The 15,173-nt window shown below is 70.9% G+C and carries 12 protein-coding genes; 5 read left to right on the top strand and 7 right to left on the bottom strand.

Features of this window, described 5'->3' with window-relative positions; all coding sequences use genetic code 11:
• Nucleotides 1–2: 2 nt before the first annotated feature.
• On the bottom strand, nucleotides 3–473 hold the full coding sequence (locus ASF45_RS07670) for a DUF4863 family protein (protein ID WP_056659540.1): 471 nt from the start codon (nucleotides 471–473) through the stop codon (nucleotides 3–5).
• 163 nt (nucleotides 474–636) lie between these two features.
• On the opposite strand from ASF45_RS07670, the gene ASF45_RS07665 reads away from it, so the two are divergent.
• From ASF45_RS07665 to ASF45_RS07645, 5 genes are all read left to right on the top strand, one after another.
• Nucleotides 637–1,551, top strand: a complete 915-nt coding sequence (locus tag ASF45_RS07665) for a helix-turn-helix transcriptional regulator (RefSeq protein ID WP_056659538.1) — start codon at nucleotides 637–639, stop codon at nucleotides 1,549–1,551.
• A gap of 141 nt (nucleotides 1,552–1,692) precedes the next feature.
• Nucleotides 1,693–3,369 carry a 2,3-epoxybenzoyl-CoA dihydrolase gene (gene boxC, locus ASF45_RS07660; RefSeq protein ID WP_056659537.1) on the top strand — a complete coding sequence of 559 codons (1,677 nt, stop codon included), beginning with the start codon at nucleotides 1,693–1,695 and terminating at the stop codon, nucleotides 3,367–3,369.
• A 19-nt stretch (nucleotides 3,370–3,388) separates the two neighbouring features.
• Nucleotides 3,389–4,816, top strand: coding sequence for a benzoyl-CoA 2,3-epoxidase subunit BoxB (gene boxB, locus ASF45_RS07655; protein WP_056659535.1), 1,428 nt, complete (start codon nucleotides 3,389–3,391; stop codon nucleotides 4,814–4,816).
• Between the two features lie 7 nt (nucleotides 4,817–4,823).
• Nucleotides 4,824–6,089, top strand: coding sequence for a benzoyl-CoA 2,3-epoxidase subunit BoxA (gene boxA / locus ASF45_RS07650; protein ID WP_056659533.1), 1,266 nt, complete (start codon nucleotides 4,824–4,826; stop codon nucleotides 6,087–6,089).
• A gap of 73 nt (nucleotides 6,090–6,162) precedes the next feature.
• Complete coding sequence (locus ASF45_RS07645) at nucleotides 6,163–6,345, top strand: hypothetical protein (protein WP_156472890.1); 183 nt, start codon at nucleotides 6,163–6,165, stop codon at nucleotides 6,343–6,345.
• 99 nt (nucleotides 6,346–6,444) lie between these two features.
• On the opposite strand, the gene ASF45_RS07640 is transcribed toward ASF45_RS07645, so the two are convergent.
• The 6 genes from ASF45_RS07640 to ASF45_RS07615 form a co-directional block, all read right to left on the bottom strand.
• Nucleotides 6,445–8,559, bottom strand: a complete 2,115-nt coding sequence (locus tag ASF45_RS07640; protein WP_056659529.1) for an ATP-binding protein — start codon at nucleotides 8,557–8,559, stop codon at nucleotides 6,445–6,447.
• Between the two features lie 133 nt (nucleotides 8,560–8,692).
• Nucleotides 8,693–10,036, bottom strand: a complete 1,344-nt coding sequence (locus ASF45_RS07635) for an LLM class flavin-dependent oxidoreductase (protein ID WP_056659527.1) — start codon at nucleotides 10,034–10,036, stop codon at nucleotides 8,693–8,695.
• Between the two features lies 1 nt (nucleotide 10,037).
• Nucleotides 10,038–10,865, bottom strand: a complete 828-nt coding sequence (locus ASF45_RS07630; RefSeq protein ID WP_056659525.1) for a MetQ/NlpA family ABC transporter substrate-binding protein — start codon at nucleotides 10,863–10,865, stop codon at nucleotides 10,038–10,040.
• 104 nt (nucleotides 10,866–10,969) lie between these two features.
• Nucleotides 10,970–11,941: a TauD/TfdA dioxygenase family protein gene (locus ASF45_RS07625; RefSeq protein ID WP_369802106.1), complete on the bottom strand. Its 972-nt coding sequence runs from the start codon at nucleotides 11,939–11,941 to the stop codon at nucleotides 10,970–10,972.
• 27 nt (nucleotides 11,942–11,968) lie between these two features.
• Entirely contained in the window at nucleotides 11,969–12,997 is a 1,029-nt protein-coding gene (locus ASF45_RS07620; protein ID WP_056659521.1) for a tripartite tricarboxylate transporter substrate binding protein, read from the bottom strand.
• 140 nt (nucleotides 12,998–13,137) lie between these two features.
• Nucleotides 13,138–15,159: an ABC transporter permease subunit gene (locus ASF45_RS07615; protein ID WP_056659519.1), complete on the bottom strand. Its 2,022-nt coding sequence runs from the start codon at nucleotides 15,157–15,159 to the stop codon at nucleotides 13,138–13,140.
• Between the last annotated feature and the right edge of the window lie 14 nt (nucleotides 15,160–15,173).

Below are 15,173 nucleotides of genomic sequence, written 5' to 3'. Positions count from 1 at the left end.
CGTCAGGTCTTGGTGAACTGGATCTGCCCTTCGGGCAGCAGGTAGAGCACCAGCGCGCGGCCCTGGGCCACGGTCGGGCGGTGGGCGCTGCCGGGTGGGTAGACGCACCAACCGGCCGGGCGGCCGTCGAAGGTGGCGCCGTCGTCCAGCGGCAGGATCAGGTCGATCTCGCCCTGGGGATGGGTGTGGTGCGGGCCGGCGATGTCCTGCATGTCGACCACGTCGACCGAGAAACGGTGCAGTGCGTCTTCGGCCTTGAACACACGCCCATAGCGGATGCCGCCGCCTTCGCGTTCGCACAGCCAGCCTTCGGCGACGCCGGCCAGGCAGCCGGCCTTGAGCGCTTCGTAGCCGGCGCTGCCCGGCGCCCAGGCGGCGTTGAGCCAGCTGTCGAGCGCGGCATCCAGCGGCCGGCCGGCGATCTGCGCGGTCAGGCCGGCGAGCTGCCGGTGGAAATCCTGTTGGTGGTCCATCGTGTTTCCTTGTCTTGCGCAACGGGCTTGCGCTGCGCTGGCGACATGCAATATCGTGCTTGTGGCGCACGATAGGACCTGAGACAAGGGGTGTCAAGCAATATAGTGCACGTTTGGTGTTTACCCTGGGAACGACAATGCTGGGCAGGAAAGGGCGCAGGCCATGAACAAGCGGGAGGGGCGCGCGGCACAGGCCGAGGCGCCTGCAGGGGCGGAGCAGCCGCGCGACGCGCTGCTGGCGGCATTGGGCGAGCGCGTGCGCAGCCTGCGTGCGCGGCGCGGCCTCACGCGCAAGGCCGTGGCGCAGGCGGCCGGGGTGTCCGAGCGGCACCTGGCGAACCTGGAATACGGCATCGGCAACGCGTCCATCCTCGTGCTGCAGCAGGTGGCGGGGGCCCTGCACTGCTCGCTCGCCGAGATGGTGGGCGACGTGACCACCAGTTCGCCCGAGTGGCTGTTGATCCGCGAGCTGCTGGAGAACCGCTCCGAGGCCGACCTGCGGCGCGTGCGCGTGACCATCGGCGAGCTGCTGGGCACGGGCGCCATAGACCCCGGGCGCGGCCGGCGCATCGCGCTGATCGGCCTGCGCGGCGCGGGCAAGTCCACGCTGGGCCGCATGCTGGCCGAGGCGCTGGACCTGCCCTTCATCGAGCTGAGCCGCGAGATCGAGAAGGTCGCCGGTTGCAGCGTGCGCGAGATCCACGACCTGTACGGCACCAACGCCTACCGCCGCTATGAGCGCCGTGCGCTCGAGGAGACCGTGCAGATCTACGGCGAGGTGGTGATCGCCACGCCGGGCGGCATCGTCTCCGACCCGGCCACTTTCAACGAACTGCTGGCGCACTGCACCACGGTGTGGCTGCAGGCCTCGCCCGAGGAGCACATGGGCCGCGTGGCGGCCCAGGGCGACCTGCGCCCCATGGCGGCCAGCAAGGAGGCCATGGAAGACCTGCGCCGCATCCTGGATGGGCGCGCGGCCTTCTACTCCAAGGCCGACCTGCGCGTGGACACCAGCGCCAAGAGCCTGCAGCAGGCCTTCGACCTGCTGCGCAGCAGCGTGCAGGCCGCGCTGGCCTGACATCCCTGCCGCCGCCTGGCGGCGTTCCGGCCTGCACAAAAAAACCTGTGCGGGGCTTGACGCGTGCACTGACATGCATAATGATGCATGCACCGCTTTTCGATAGATGCAGTATCTTGCATTTAACCTACCGGAGACAGCATGGCCGACACCGCCCCCACGACTTCCGCGCCGCGCGTGGACTACCGCACCGAACCGAGCCAGTACCGCCACTGGTCGCTGTCCACCGACGGCGCCATCGCGCGCCTGTCGCTGGACATCGCGGAGGACGGCGGCATCCGTCCCGGCTACAAGCTCAAGCTCAACAGCTACGACCTGGGCGTAGACATCGAGCTGCACGACGCGCTGAACCGCGTGCGCTTCGAGCATCCGCAGGTGCAGTCTGTCATCGTGACCAGCGGCAAGGACCGCATCTTCTGCTCGGGCGCCAACATCTTCATGTTGGGCCTGTCCAGCCACGCCTGGAAGGTGAACTTCTGCAAGTTCACGAACGAGACGCGCAACGGCATCGAGGACTCGTCCAGGCACGAGGGGCTGAAGTTCCTGGCAGCCGTGAACGGGGCATGCGCCGGTGGCGGCTATGAGCTGGCGCTGGCCTGCGACGAGATCGTGCTGGTGGACGACCGCTCGTCCTCGGTCTCGCTGCCCGAGGTGCCGCTGCTGGGCGTGCTGCCGGGCACCGGCGGCCTCACGCGCGTGACCGACAAGCGCAAGGTGCGCCACGACCTGGCGGACATCTTCTGCACCAGCGTGGAGGGCGTGCGCGGCCAGCGTGCCGTGGACTGGCGCCTGGTGGACGCCGTGGCCAAGCCCGCGCAGTTCGGCGCCGTGGTGCAGGAGCGTGCGGCCAAATTGGGCGCCGCCGGCGGCCGTTCGACGGCGGCCCAGGGCATCGCCTTGCCGCGCATCGAGCGCACGGACAGCGACGACGGTATCGCTTATGAACACGTGACGGTCGCCATCGATCGCGCCCGCCGCACCGCCACGCTGACCATCAAGGCGCCCACCGGCGCGCAGCCCCTCGATGCCGCCGGCATCGAAGCCGCAGGCGCCGCCTGGTGGCCGCTGGCCATGGGCCGCCAGCTCGACGACGCGATCCTGAACCTGCGCACCAACGAGCTGGACATCGGCACCTGGCTGCTCAAGACCGAAGGCGACGCCGCAGCCGTGCTGGCGGCCGATGCGACCATCGTCGCCCACCAGGACCACTGGCTCGTGCGCCAAACCCTGGGCCTGCTGCGCCGCAGCTTCGCGCGGCTGGACGTGTCCTCGCGCACGCTGTTCGCGCTCGTGGAGTCCGGCTCCTGCTTCGCCGGCATGCTGGCCGAACTGGCCTTCGCAGCCGACCGCACCTACATGCTGGCGCTGCCCGACGATGCGGACAAAGCGCCAAAGATCGTGCTGGACGAATTCAACTTCGGCCTGCTGCCGCTGGTGACCGACCAGAGCCGCCTGCAGCGCCGCTTCTACGAGGAAGCGGGGCCGCTGGAAGCCGCACGCGCAGCAGCCGGCCGGCCGCTCGACGCCGACGCCGCGCTCGCGCTGGGCCTGGTCACGGCCGCGCCCGACGACATCGATTGGGATGACGAAATCCGCATCGCGCTGGAAGAGCGCGCCGCCATGTCGCCCGACGCGCTGACCGGTCTGGAGGCCAACCTGCGCTTCGCGGGCAAGGAGAACATGGTCACGCGCGTGTTCGGCCGCCTCTCGGCCTGGCAGAACTGGATCTTCCAGCGCCCCAATGCCGTCGGCGAGAAGGGCGCGCTCAAGCTCTACGGCAAGGGCGAGAAGACCGCCTTCGACTTCAACCGCGTCTGAACGCACCCAGGAGACCCCCATGAGCACGATCAACTACAGCGAGAAGATCCCCAACAACGTCAACCTGGGCGAAGACCGCACGCTGCAGCGCGCGCTCGAAGGTTGGCAGCCCAACTTCATCCACTGGTGGGACGACGTGGGCCCCGAGGGCTCGACCAACCACGAGGTCTACCTGCGCACCGCCGTCAGCGTGGACCCGCAGGGCTGGGCGCAGTTCGGCCACGTGAAGATGCGCGACTACCGCTGGGGCATCTTCCTGAACCCGGGCGACGCCGAGCGCAAGATCCACTTCGGCGACAGCCTGGGCGAGAAGGCCTGGCAGGACGTGCCCGGCGAGCACCGCGCCAACCTGCGCCGCATCATCGTGACGCAGGGCGACACCGAACCCGCGAGCGTCGAGCAACAGCGCCACCTGGGCCTGACCGCACCCTCCATGTACGACCTGCGCAACCTGTTCCAGATCAACGTGGAGGAGGGCCGCCACCTGTGGGCCATGGTCTACCTGCTGCACAAGCACTTCGGCCGCGATGGCCGCGAGGAGGCCGAGGCGCTGTTGCAGCGCACCTCGGGCGACCAGGACAACCCGCGCATCCTGGGCGCGTTCAACGAGAAGACGCCGGACTGGCTGGCCTTCTTCATGTTCACCTACTTCACGGACCGCGACGGCAAGTTCCAGCTCTCCGCACTGGCCGAGAGCGCGTTCGACCCGCTGGCCCGCACCACCAAGTTCATGCTGACCGAAGAGGCGCACCACATGTTCGTGGGCGAGAGCGGCGTCTCGCGCGTGCTGTCGCGCACGGCGGCCGTCATGAACGAGCTCAAGACCGACGACCCGCAGAAGGTGCGCGCGGCCGGTGCCATCGACCTCGGCACCATCCAGCGCTACCTGAACTTCCACTACAGCGTGACCATCGACCTGTTCGGCGCCGACCAGTCGAGCAACGCAGCCGTCTTCTACAGCTCGGGCCTCAAGGGCCGCTACGAGGAAGGCAAGCGCACCGACGACCACCAGCTCAAGGGCCAGACCTACAAGGTGCTGGAAGTCGTCAACGGCCAGCTGCAGGAGAAGGAAGTCCCCATGCTCAACGCACTCAACGAGGTGCTGCGCGACGACTTCATCAAGGACTCCGTGGCCGGCGTGAACCGCTGGAACAAGGTGCTGGAGAAGGCCGGCATCCCGACGCGCCTGACGGTGCCGCACAAGGCCTTCAACCGCCAGATCGGTGCGCTGGCCGGCATCAAAATGTCGCCCGAGGGGCGGGTGGTCAGCGAGAACGAGTGGAACGCGAAGAAGGCCGAATGGCTGCCGACCCCCGAGGACTTCGCCTTCGTGGCGTCCCTGATGGGCCGCGTGGTCGACCCGGGCAAGTTCGCCGGCTGGATCGCACCGCCGGTGATGGGCATCAACCGCCAGCCCGTCGACTTCGAATACGTCCGGTTTGGATGAGGCCGCCATGGACATGGCCGTGGACGCCGCCGTCATCCAGCAGCACCTGATCGACCCCGAGATCTGCATCCGCTGCAACACCTGCGAGGCCACCTGCCCGGTCGGTGCCATCACGCACGACGAGCGCAACTACGTGGTCAAGGCCGATGTCTGCAACGGCTGCATGGCCTGCATCGCGCCTTGCCCCACGGGCTCGATCGACAACTGGCGCAGCATGCCCAGGCTGCGCGCCTACTCCATCGAGGAGCAGCTGACCTGGGACGAACTGCCGCCCGCGCTCACGCCCGAGCAACTGGCTGCGGCTGGCGTGGGCGAGGTGCCCGCAGCAGCGCCGCCACCCGTGCAGGCCACGCCCGAGCCCGGCACCGTGGCGTTCAACTCGGCGCAGTACGGCGCCAGCATCCCGCCCTGGTCGGCCGCGCACGCCTACACCAACCTCTACAGCCCGAAGAAGCCGACCACGGCCACCGTGGTCGGCAACTTCAACTGCACCGAGGCCGGCTTCGCCAGCGAGACCCACCACGTGGTGCTGGACTTCGGCGCCATGCCCTTCCCGGTGCTGGAGGGCCAGTCCATCGGCATCGTGCCGCCCGGCACCGATGCGCTGGGGCGGCCGCACCAGCCACGCCAGTACTCGGTGGCGAGCCCGCGCAACGGCGAGCGGCCGGGCTACAACAACCTCTCGCTGACCGTCAAGCGCGTGGCCGAGGACCACCAGGGCAAGCCGGTGCGCGGCATCTGCTCCAACTACGTCTGCGACCTGAAGGTCGGCGACCCCGTGCAGGTGGTCGGTCCCTTCGGCAGCAGCTTTTTGATGCCCAACCATCCGAAGTCGCACCTCGTGATGGTCTGCACGGGCACGGGCAGCGCCCCCATGCGCGCGATGACGGAGTGGCGGCGCCGGCTGCGCAACAGCGGCAAGTTCGAGGGCGGCAAGCTCATGCTGTTCTTCGGCGCGCGCACGCAGCAGGAGCTGCCCTACTTCGGCCCGTTGCAAAGCCTGCCCAAGGACTTCATCGACATCACCCTGGCCTTCTCGCGCATGCCGGGCCAGCCCCGGAAGTACGTGCAGGACGGCATGCGCGAACGCGCGGCCGACCTCGCCGCGCTGCTGCAGGATGGCGCGAGCCACTTCTACGTCTGCGGCTTGAAGAGCATGGAGCAGGGCGTGGTGCTCGCGCTGCGCGACATCGCCACGGGGGCGGGGCTGGACTGGGAGAGCATCGCCGCGACGCTCAAGCGCGAGGGGCGGCTGCACCTGGAGACCTACTGAGACCGCAAGGGATCGCCAGGGCGGCACAATGGCCCCCATGGTGAGTGAACTAAGCGACGCAGAGCTGCACGACATGGCAGCCATGTGGCGAGCAGAGGCCCTGCGGGGCTCCAAGGAAGCGCGCGGCCAGGCGCACCTGCTGGAAGTCGAACAGCGCAGGCGCCAGGGGGTTCCCGGGCTGCGCGACAACACGGATCTGGACCTGCGGCCCCTCGCAGAACGGCAGGAACGGCGCAGTTGGTGGCAGCGCGGCTGACACCACCGGCCGGCGGCTGCCGCCAGCGGCGCGGCGGCGGCCCGCGCCACACTGCGGCCCGGCCCTTCGCGCCGTAGCCTGCCCTTGCGGGCGTCGGCGTCAGACGATCCTGCGGTCCAGCATCTCGCGCACGCGCGCCACCAGGGCCGCCAGGTCGAAGGGCTTGGTCATGACCTCCATGCCGGCTTCCATGAAGCCGTTGCCCACCGTCGCGGCCTCGGCATAGCCGGTGATGAACAGCACCTGCAGTTCCGGCCGCAGCAGCCGGCCGGCATCGGCCACCTGGCGGCCGTTCATGCCGCCGGGCAGGCCCACGTCGGTCACGAGCAGGTCGATCGGCCCGCTGGCCTGCAGCTGGCGCAGGCCGGCCGGGCCGTCGGCGGCGCCCAGCACGGTGTAGCCGGCGTCCTGCAGCACCTCGGTCAGCAGCTCGCGCACGATGTCCTCGTCCTCGATCAGCAGCAGGGTCTCGCCGGTGCCGCCGCCGGGCGGCTCGGCGGTGTGGGCGGCGTCGTCGGTCTCGGCATCGCCCAGGTGGCGTGGCAGCAGCAGTGTCATGGTGGTGCCGCGGCCGGGCTCGGAATCCACCTGGATCTGGCCGCCCGACTGGCGCACGAAGCCATAGACCATGGACAGGCCCAGGCCCGTGCCCTGGCCCAGCGGCTTGGTCGTGAAGAAGGGGTCGAACACGCGCTGCACGATGTCGTGCGACATGCCGGTGCCGGTGTCGGTCACGCGCAGGCAGACATAGTCGCCGGCCGGCAGCTCCTGGGCGGCGGCCTCCTCTGCGGCCAGCGTGCGGTTGGCGGTGGCCAGCGCAAGGCGTCCGCCCTCGGGCATGGCATCGCGTGCGTTGATGCACAGGTTCAGCAGCGCGTTCTCCAGCTGCGAGGCGTCCACGCGCGTGGGCCAGGTCGCCGGAGCCGGCTCCACCGCCAGTTGCACGGCCGGCCCCACGGTGCGCGCCACCATCTCCTGCATGCCTTGCACGAGCCGGTTCACATCGGTGGGCCGGGGGTCCAGCGTCTGCCGGCGCGAGAAGGCCAGCAGGCGCTGCGTGAGCGAGGCGGCGCGCCGCACCGAGCGTTCGCCCATGTCCAGGTAGGCGTGCAAGCCCTCGGTCTGGTGCTGGTCCAGGCGCAGGCGCATGAGCTGCAGCGCACCGCTGATGGCGGCCAGCAGGTTGTTGAAGTCGTGCGCGATGCCGCCGGTCAGCTGGCCCACGGCCTCCATCTTCTGCGCCTGGCGCAGTGCGTCCTGGGTTTCGGCCAGGTCCTGCCAGGCGCGCTCGCGCGCCAATGTGCGCTCGGCCACGCGCTGCTCCAGCGTGGCGTTGAGCTGGCGCAGCGCGGTCTCGGCCTGCACACGTTCGGTCACGTCGTAGCCGCCCGCGAAGATGCCGCACGTCTGGCATGTGGCATCGCGGATCGGCTGGCACAGCAGGTCGACGAAGCGCTGGCCCGGCGTGTGCGCGAACCGCACCGGCAGCGCATGCGCGCGCAGCGGCTCGCCCGTGGCATAGACCCGGTCCAGCATCTCGAAGACGCCCTGGCCTTCGAGTTCGGGGAACGCGGCGCGCACCGGCCGGCCCAGCAGTGCGCGCGGCCCGGCGATCTGCAGGTAAGCGTCGTTGGCATAGTCGAACACATGGTCGGGCCCGGACAGCACGGCGACGAAGCCCGGCATCTGCTGCAGCAGGCGCTGCTGCTGCGTGCGCTCCGCTTGCGAGCGGCGTTCGGCCAGCACCTTGGCGGTGGTCTCGACCACGGTGTCCAGCATGGCGATCACCGTGCCGTGTCCATCGAACACCGGGCCGTAGTTGAACGTGAACCAGGCGTCCTCCATGCGGCCATGGCGGTCGATGCGGATCAGGTAGTCCTCGATGAAGGTGGACTCGCCGGCCAGCGCGCGCTCGGCGATGGGCTGCAGCTGCGGCCAGACCTCCTTCCAGGTTTCGCGCAGGGGCTGGCCGAGCGCCTGCGGCTTGGTGCCGAGGATGGTGGCGTAGCCGTCGTTGTAGATGGCGATCAGGTCCGGCCCGCAGAACAGGCAGGCCGGGAACTTGGAGGCGAGCATCTGGTCGACGGTGACGCGCAAGGCCACCGACCAGCCGGCGATCGGCCCGAGCGGGGTACTCGCCCAGTCGAAGGCGCGCACCTTGGCGCCCATGTCGCCGCCACCGGTCTGGAATGCGGAGGGGCCGGACTGGGTCATGGAGCCACGATCTTAGGACCTGCCGGATCGGTGCCGCAGCCGACCGCCTGCTGCGGCTGCCACGTCGCGCCGGCTGCTGGCCCGCCGATGCGGCCTTGGCCTACAAAACCGCAGCCTGCCGGCCGTGGCGCCCTCAGGCAGCCTTGCGCGTCGCCTCGCGGCCGGCCGGGAAGGGCAGGCCCAGGTGTTCGCGCAGCGTGCGCCCGCTGTACCCGGTACGGAAGATGCCGCGCCGCTGCAGCAGCGGCACCACGCCGTCGACGAAGTCCGAGAGGCCGTCGGGCAAGGCGTCGGGCATCAGGTTGAAGCCGTCGGCCGCGCCCACGGCGAACCAGTGCGCGATGTCGTCGGCGATCTGCTCGGGCGTGCCGACGATGATGCGGTGGCCGCCGCCGCCGCCGAGCTCGCGGATCAGCTGGCGCACCGTGAGGTTCTGGCGGCGCGCCAGCGCGATGGTCGCGGCGAAGAAGGTGTGGTTGCCGTTGCCACCGGCGGGCAGCGCCAGGTTCTCGGGCAGCGGCTGGTCGAGCTGGAGCCGGTCGGGCGTGGTGCCCAGCGTGCCCGCCAAGCGCGTCAGGCTGTAGTCCCAGGGGATGGCGTCGATGAAGTCGTCACGGCGGCGGATGGCCTCGGCTTCCGTGGCGCCGATGAAGGTGGTCAGCCCGGCCAGCACCTTCACGGCATGCGGCCCGCGGCCCAGCGCGGCGGCGCGGCTGTTGAGCGCCTGGCTGTAGGCCAGCGATTCCTCCAGCGACTGGGAAGCCGAGAACACCGCCTCGGCATGGCGCGATGCCAGCTCGCGCCCGTCGGCCGAGCCGCCGGCCTGCACCAGCACCGGCCGGCCCTGCGGCGAGCGCGGCAGCGTCAGCGCGCCCTGCACGTTGAAGAACTCGCCGCGGTGCGCGATGGGGTGGACCTTGGCCGGGTCGATGAAGCGGCCAGTCGCCTTGTCGCCGACCAGCGCGTCGTCCTCCCAGCTGTCCCACAGCGCCTTGACGACGTCGGTGAACTCCGAGGCGCGCGCATAGCGCCTGCCATGGTCGGGCACGGCCTCCAGGCCGAAGTTGCGGGCCGAGGCCAGGTCGGCCGTGGTCACCACGTTCCAGCCGGCACGCCCGCCGCTCACATGGTCCAGCGAGGCGAAGCGGCGCGCGATGTTGTAGGGCTCGTTGTAGCTGGTCGAGGCCGTGCCGATCACGCCGATGTGGGTGGTGGCCGCGGCGACAGCGGTCAGCAGCACCGTGGGCTCCAGCGCCGTGATCGGGCGGAAGTGGATCTGGTCGATGATGGCCGCGTTGTCGGCCAGGAACACGGCGTCGAGCTTGCCGCGCTCGGCGATCTGCGCCACGCGGATGTAGTGCTGCACATCGATGAAGGCGCGCGGGTCCGCATCGGGTGTGCGCCAGGCCGAGGGCACGAAGCCCGAGTGCAGGATGTTGACGTTCAGGTGCAACTGGCGTGGAGGCAGGCTGGCCATCTCAGTCCTTCTTGAAATAGTCGGGCAGGCGGTAGCCGGCCCAGACCGGGTTGGCCTGGAACACCTTCTGGAATTCCGGCGCACGGTAGGCGGCCACGATGTCCTGCGCGAACCTGGCGTTGGCGTTGCCGCGCTTGACGGCCACCACGTTGACGTAGGGCAGCGTCATGTCCTCGAGCTTCAGCGCCTCGGTGAGCTTCAGGCCCGAGGCCACGGCGAAGTTGCCCTGCACGGCGGCAAGATCGGCATCGGCCAGCGAGCGTGGCGCCTGCGCAGCGTCCAGCGGCACGAGCTTGAGCTTCTTGGGATTGGCCACGATGTCGCGTTCCGAAACGCTGATCGGGTCGACGCCCGGCTTGACCTGCACCCAGCCGATGGCGGCGAGGATGTTGAGCGCGCGCGCGGCATTGACCGGGTCGGCAGGCAGCGTCACCGTGGCGCCATCGGGCACGGCAGCCAAGGTCTTGTGCTTTTGCGAGTACAGGCCCATCGGCGGCGTGGGCACATGCACCACGGGCACGAGATCGAAGCCCTGGCGCTTGTTCGTGGCCTCCAGGTACAGGCTGTGCTGGAAGATGTTGGCCTGGATCTGGCCGCGTTCGACTGCGTCGTTGGGCTGCACGCCCTGGCTGAACTCCACGTACTTGATGGTGTAGCCCTGCTTTTCGAGCTGCGGCGCGATGCCCTTGGCGAAGGCGTCGCGGTAGGGGCCGGGCATGAAGCCGACCGACAGTTCGGTGGCGGCCGCAGCCGTGCTGGCCAGCACGGCGGCGGCCAGGGCGGCGAGGACGAGGCTGCGGCGCGCGGCGCCGTGCGAGAGGGGATGCATGGAGACTCCTTGGAAGCGCCGCACTCTAGGCGCGGTGCCTGCTCCGGCCAACGAAGATTTGCGTGCTTGGATATCCGCGGTGCGAGCAAGCGCGACGGGGGCGCTCAGTACGCCGCGCCATGCGCCGCCAGCACCGGGTCGCCGGAGACGGCTGTCGAGGCGCGCCCGTCCGTCCCCACGGGCACCGTGCCCACCAGCGTCACGCGGTAGAGCTGGCGGTCGAAGTCCAGCGCGAAGATGTCGTTCGGTGCCACGTGGGCGGTGGCGCGGTTGTCCCAGAACGCGAGCGAGCCAGGCTCCCACTTGAAGCGCACCGTGAACTCGCTGCGCACGGCGTGTTCCCAGAGGAACTCGAGCAGCACGCGGCTCTCGCGCGCGTGCAGGCCGACGATGCGCTTGAGGAAGCCGGGGCTGATGTAGAGCACCTTCTCGCCGGTCTCGGGGTGCACCGTCACGAGCGGATGTTCGCTGACCAGCTCCTTGCTGCGCACCGCCTGCTGGTAGGCCACCGAGGCCTGGGCACCGGCCGGCGGGCTGAAGCGGTGCTCGCCGCGCAGGCCTTCCAGGAAACCCTGGAGCGGGCCGGACAGGGCGGCGAAGGCGGCGGCCAGGTTGGTCCACTGCGTGTCGCCGCCATAGGGCGGAATGGTCACGCCGCGCAGGATGGAGGCGTAGGGCGGGTTGTGCGCGGCCGTCACGTCGGCGTGCCAGCCGGTCCAGGGCCGCTGCTCGGCCTGGCCCTGGTGGCTGTTGGCCGTGCGGTGCTTGGCGATGGAGTAGAGCTCCGGATGCCCCTCGACATGGCCGAACACCGGATGGCCCAGGGTGGGCTCGCCGAACTGGCGCGCGAAGGCGATCTGCTGCACGTGGTCCAGCGGCTGGTCACGGAAGAACACCACCTTCCAGCGCAGCAGCGCGGCACGGATGGTGGCGACCTCCGCCGGCGCCAGCGGGCGGCGCAGGTCCACGCCCGTGACGAGGGCGCCGATGTGGGCGGATTGCGGCAGCACCTCGATGTGGCGGGTGTCGTCCAGGGCGCGCTCCAGCTGGTGCTGGACGGCGGCGGGCAGGGGCATGTTCATGGTGTCTCTTTCGGTGGGGGCTCAGGTGCGCGGGGCCGCGCCGGCCTGCGCCTGGCCCGTCGGGTCCGTGCCTTCCAGGCCCAGCGCGGCCAACAGGCTGCGCGTCTGTGCGATCTGTTGCTGCAGCGCAGCCTGCGTCTGCTGCGGGCCCAGGAAATGCGGCTTCCACTGGTTCAGCGCGAGGAAGGCCTGCCACTCTGGCAAGCGCGTCACCTGCGCGAAGGCCTGCACCCAGAAGGCCTGCTGCTCGGGCGTCACGCGCGCAGCTGTGGCCACGCCCTGGAACGACTGGCTGACGTAGTCCACGCCCTGTTCCTTCCAGGTCGGCGCGTCGGCGAACGCGCCGGCGAGGCGCTCATCCGCCGCGATGGCGATCACCCGCACGCGCTGGTTCTGCAGGTAGGGCAGCAGGTTGGGCGTGGTGGCGGACACCACGTCCAGGTGGCCGCCGACCAGCGCCGCCGTGGACTCCGCCGACGACTTGTAGGGCACCACGCGCAGGCCGCGCACGGCCACGCCGGCCTGTTGCAGCGGCTGGGCGATGCCCAGATGGATGTGGTTGCCCAGCGTGGTGGCGATGCCGATGGACAGGGCCGCCGGGTCGCGGCGCAGCGTGGCGATGAGCCCGGCGGCGTCGCGGATGGGCGCGTCGGCGCGCACGGCCACCGTGGTGAATTCGCGCAGCAGCGTGACCAGCGGCGTGATCTCCTGCAGCCGCGGCGCCAGCGCGCCCTGGGCCACGCTGGTCACGTAGCCGCTGCTGAGCGTCATGAGCAGGCTGGCGTTGCCGCCCTGGCGCTGCAGCGTCTCCAGCGCCTGGATCGAGTGGGCGCCCGAGCGGTTGCTGACGACAAAGCTCTCGGTCAGTCCCTCGCGGGCCAGCAGTTCGGTGAGTTTGCGCGCCGCGCTGTCGAGCGCGGCGCCGGCGCCGCTGGGCACGATGAACTCGGGCTTGGTCGGCTTCCAGGGGCCGGTGGTGGCGCGCGCCTGCGGCAGCATGGCGGCCGCCAGCAGCGCGAGGCTCGCGCGCCGGGTGGGGTGGTGGGGCATGGGCTTCCTCGGGGCAGGCGCGCCGGGGGCAGCGCGCGCAGCCAGCCACTCTAGGAAGGGCCCGCGCCGCAGTGAACGAAGAAAACCGCATGAGCACATGCGCTTTCCGTCCTTGGCGGGCGTGCCGGTGATGCGCCGGTTCAAGCGGCGCGCAGCTGCATGCGCTGCGCCTGCCACGCCAGCGGCAGGCAGGCGAGCAGGAACAGCAGCGCGACGGCGCCGTAGACCTCCAGATCGTAGGGCCGCCAGCCGGTGTCGGCGACCACGGCCTTCGCCGCGCCGAGCACGTCGAACAGGCCGATCACGAGCACCAGCGAGGTGTCCTTGAGCGCGCCCACGAACACCCCGAGCGCGGCTGGCGCCGCCAGCCGGCGCGCCTGCGGCAGCAGCACCCCTGCCAGCACCTGCACGGGCCGCAGGCCGAGTGCCTGCGCCGTGAGGGCCTGGCTGGCCGGGATCGCCTGCAACGCGCCGCGCAGCACCTCGGCCAGCTGGCATCCCGTGTGCAGCGCGAGCGCGGCCAGCGCCAGCTGGAACTTCGCGCCCGACCAGTCGCCGCCGAGCAGCAGCGGCACCCAGAACGCCACCAGCAGCAGCTGCGTGACGAGCGGCACGGCGCGCACGGTCTCGACCAGTGCGGTGGCTGGCCAGCGCAAGGCGCGGTGCCGCTGGCGCCTGGCCAGCGCCAGCAGGACGGCGAGCGGCAGGGCCAGCGCCATGGCCGCGAGCGCCAATGCCAGCGTGACGAGCAGCCCACCCCAGGCCACCGGCGCCAGGGGGGGCCGGCCGCCCAGGCCGGCCAGCGTGGCGGCGGCACCGGCCAGCGCGAGCAGGCAGGCTGCCACGCGCCAGCGCGGCGCCAGCGGCCGCAGCAACGGCACCAACGCTGCGGCCAGCAGCAGCGCGCAGGCCAACGCGGCCTGGGGCCGCTGCGCCGCGGGCAGGGTGCCGAACAGCAGCAGCGTGCGGTTCTCCCAGACAGAGGCCCAGCAGGCGCCGGCCGCGGCCGCGCAGTCGGCAGGCAGGCCATGCCATTGCGCCCGCAGCACGGCCCATTGCAGCAGCTGCCAGCCGCCCCAGGCCACGCACCCTGCCAGGGCCAGCTGCCACGCGGCCTGCAGCGGCGTGCGCCAGCGCAGCGCGCCGTGCCAGCCCACCGGCCCCAGGCGCTGGCCCAGCCGCTGCACGCCACCGCCCTCCAGTCCCTGGCGCGTGGCACGGGCGTTGGCGCGTGCCAGCGTCCAGGCGACGAGCAGGCTGATCGCCAGATAGAACAGCGCCGCCAGCGTGATGCCTTCCACCGCGCGGCCGGTCTGCGTGACCGTGGTATTCACGACGGCCATGAGGTCCTGGTAGCCGATGGCGATCGCCAGCGTGCTGTTCTTGAGCAGCATCAGGCACTGGCTCGCGTACGGCGGCAGCGCCAGCCGGGCCGCGTGGGGCGCGAGCACCAGCCGCGCGAGCTGCCCCGGCGCCAGGCCCAGTGCGCGCCCGGCATCGACCTGGCCGGCCGGCACGGCCAGCACCGCACCGCGCACGATGTCCGCGATGTACGCGCAGTGGAACAGCGTGAGGCCCAGCACCAGCGCTGCGAATTCCGGGCTCAGCGTCCAGCCCCCGCGCAGGCCGAAGCCCGCCGCCTGCGGCAGTTCCAGCTGCAGGGGCTGCATGGCCACCGCGGACACACAGGCGGCCAGCCCGAGGCCCACGACCAGCAGCCGGCGCCGCCACAGCCGCCAGGCCAGTGCCGTCGCGGCCAGGGCCAGCAGCAGCGGGCCGGCGCCATGCAGCGCCGGCAGCGCCAGGCCGCGGTTGGACAGGAACACGCCCGGCAGCGGCTGCCAGGCTTCGCGCACATGGGGCAGGGCCAGCAGCAGCGCGTACCAGACGAACAGCTGCAGCAGCACCGGCGTGTTGCGCACGGGCGCCACGAGCAGCGCGAGCAGCCGGTGCACGAGCGGCTGTCGCGTGAGCCGTGCGAGCCCCAGCGCGGTGCCGGCCAGCGTGGCCAGCGGCAGCGCGAGCGCGGCCACCGCCAGCGTGTCGACGGCGCCGGCCAGCAGCAGCCAGCCGTAGCTGTCGTCCGGCGTGGCGTCCAGGAGGCTCTCGGCCAGCTGGAAGCCGGCGCGCTGCGTGAGGAAGCCGAAGTCCAGGCCCGTCATCGGGCCCGTGACCA

This window comes from Pseudorhodoferax sp. Leaf265 (genome assembly GCF_001422365.1).
Taxonomy (GTDB): Bacteria; Pseudomonadota; Gammaproteobacteria; order Burkholderiales; family Burkholderiaceae_C; genus Pseudorhodoferax.
The sequence above is the reverse complement of the archived record's forward strand: the minus strand, read 5'-3'. Positions and strand labels throughout refer to the sequence as shown.

Bases quoted from the DNA above. Each gene is read 5' to 3' on its own strand.
- ASF45_RS07670 (WP_056659540.1), bottom strand. From the start codon at position 473: ATGGACCACCAACAGGATTTCCACCGGCAGCTCGCCGGCCTGACCGCG.
- ASF45_RS07665 (WP_056659538.1), top strand. From the start codon at position 637: ATGAACAAGCGGGAGGGGCGCGCGGCACAGGCCGAGGCGCCTGCAGGG.
- boxC (WP_056659537.1), top strand. From the start codon at position 1,693: ATGGCCGACACCGCCCCCACGACTTCCGCGCCGCGCGTGGACTACCGC.
- boxB (WP_056659535.1), top strand. From the start codon at position 3,389: ATGAGCACGATCAACTACAGCGAGAAGATCCCCAACAACGTCAACCTG.
- boxA (WP_056659533.1), top strand. From the start codon at position 4,824: ATGGACATGGCCGTGGACGCCGCCGTCATCCAGCAGCACCTGATCGAC.
- ASF45_RS07645 (WP_156472890.1), top strand. From the start codon at position 6,163: ATGGCAGCCATGTGGCGAGCAGAGGCCCTGCGGGGCTCCAAGGAAGCG.
- ASF45_RS07640 (WP_056659529.1), bottom strand. From the start codon at position 8,559: ATGACCCAGTCCGGCCCCTCCGCATTCCAGACCGGTGGCGGCGACATG.
- ASF45_RS07635 (WP_056659527.1), bottom strand. From the start codon at position 10,036: ATGGCCAGCCTGCCTCCACGCCAGTTGCACCTGAACGTCAACATCCTG.
- ASF45_RS07630 (WP_056659525.1), bottom strand. From the start codon at position 10,865: ATGCATCCCCTCTCGCACGGCGCCGCGCGCCGCAGCCTCGTCCTCGCC.
- ASF45_RS07625 (WP_369802106.1), bottom strand. From the start codon at position 11,941: ATGCCCCTGCCCGCCGCCGTCCAGCACCAGCTGGAGCGCGCCCTGGAC.
- ASF45_RS07620 (WP_056659521.1), bottom strand. From the start codon at position 12,997: ATGCCCCACCACCCCACCCGGCGCGCGAGCCTCGCGCTGCTGGCGGCC.
- ASF45_RS07615 (WP_056659519.1), bottom strand. From the start codon at position 15,159: ATGACGGGCCTGGACTTCGGCTTCCTCACGCAGCGCGCCGGCTTCCAG.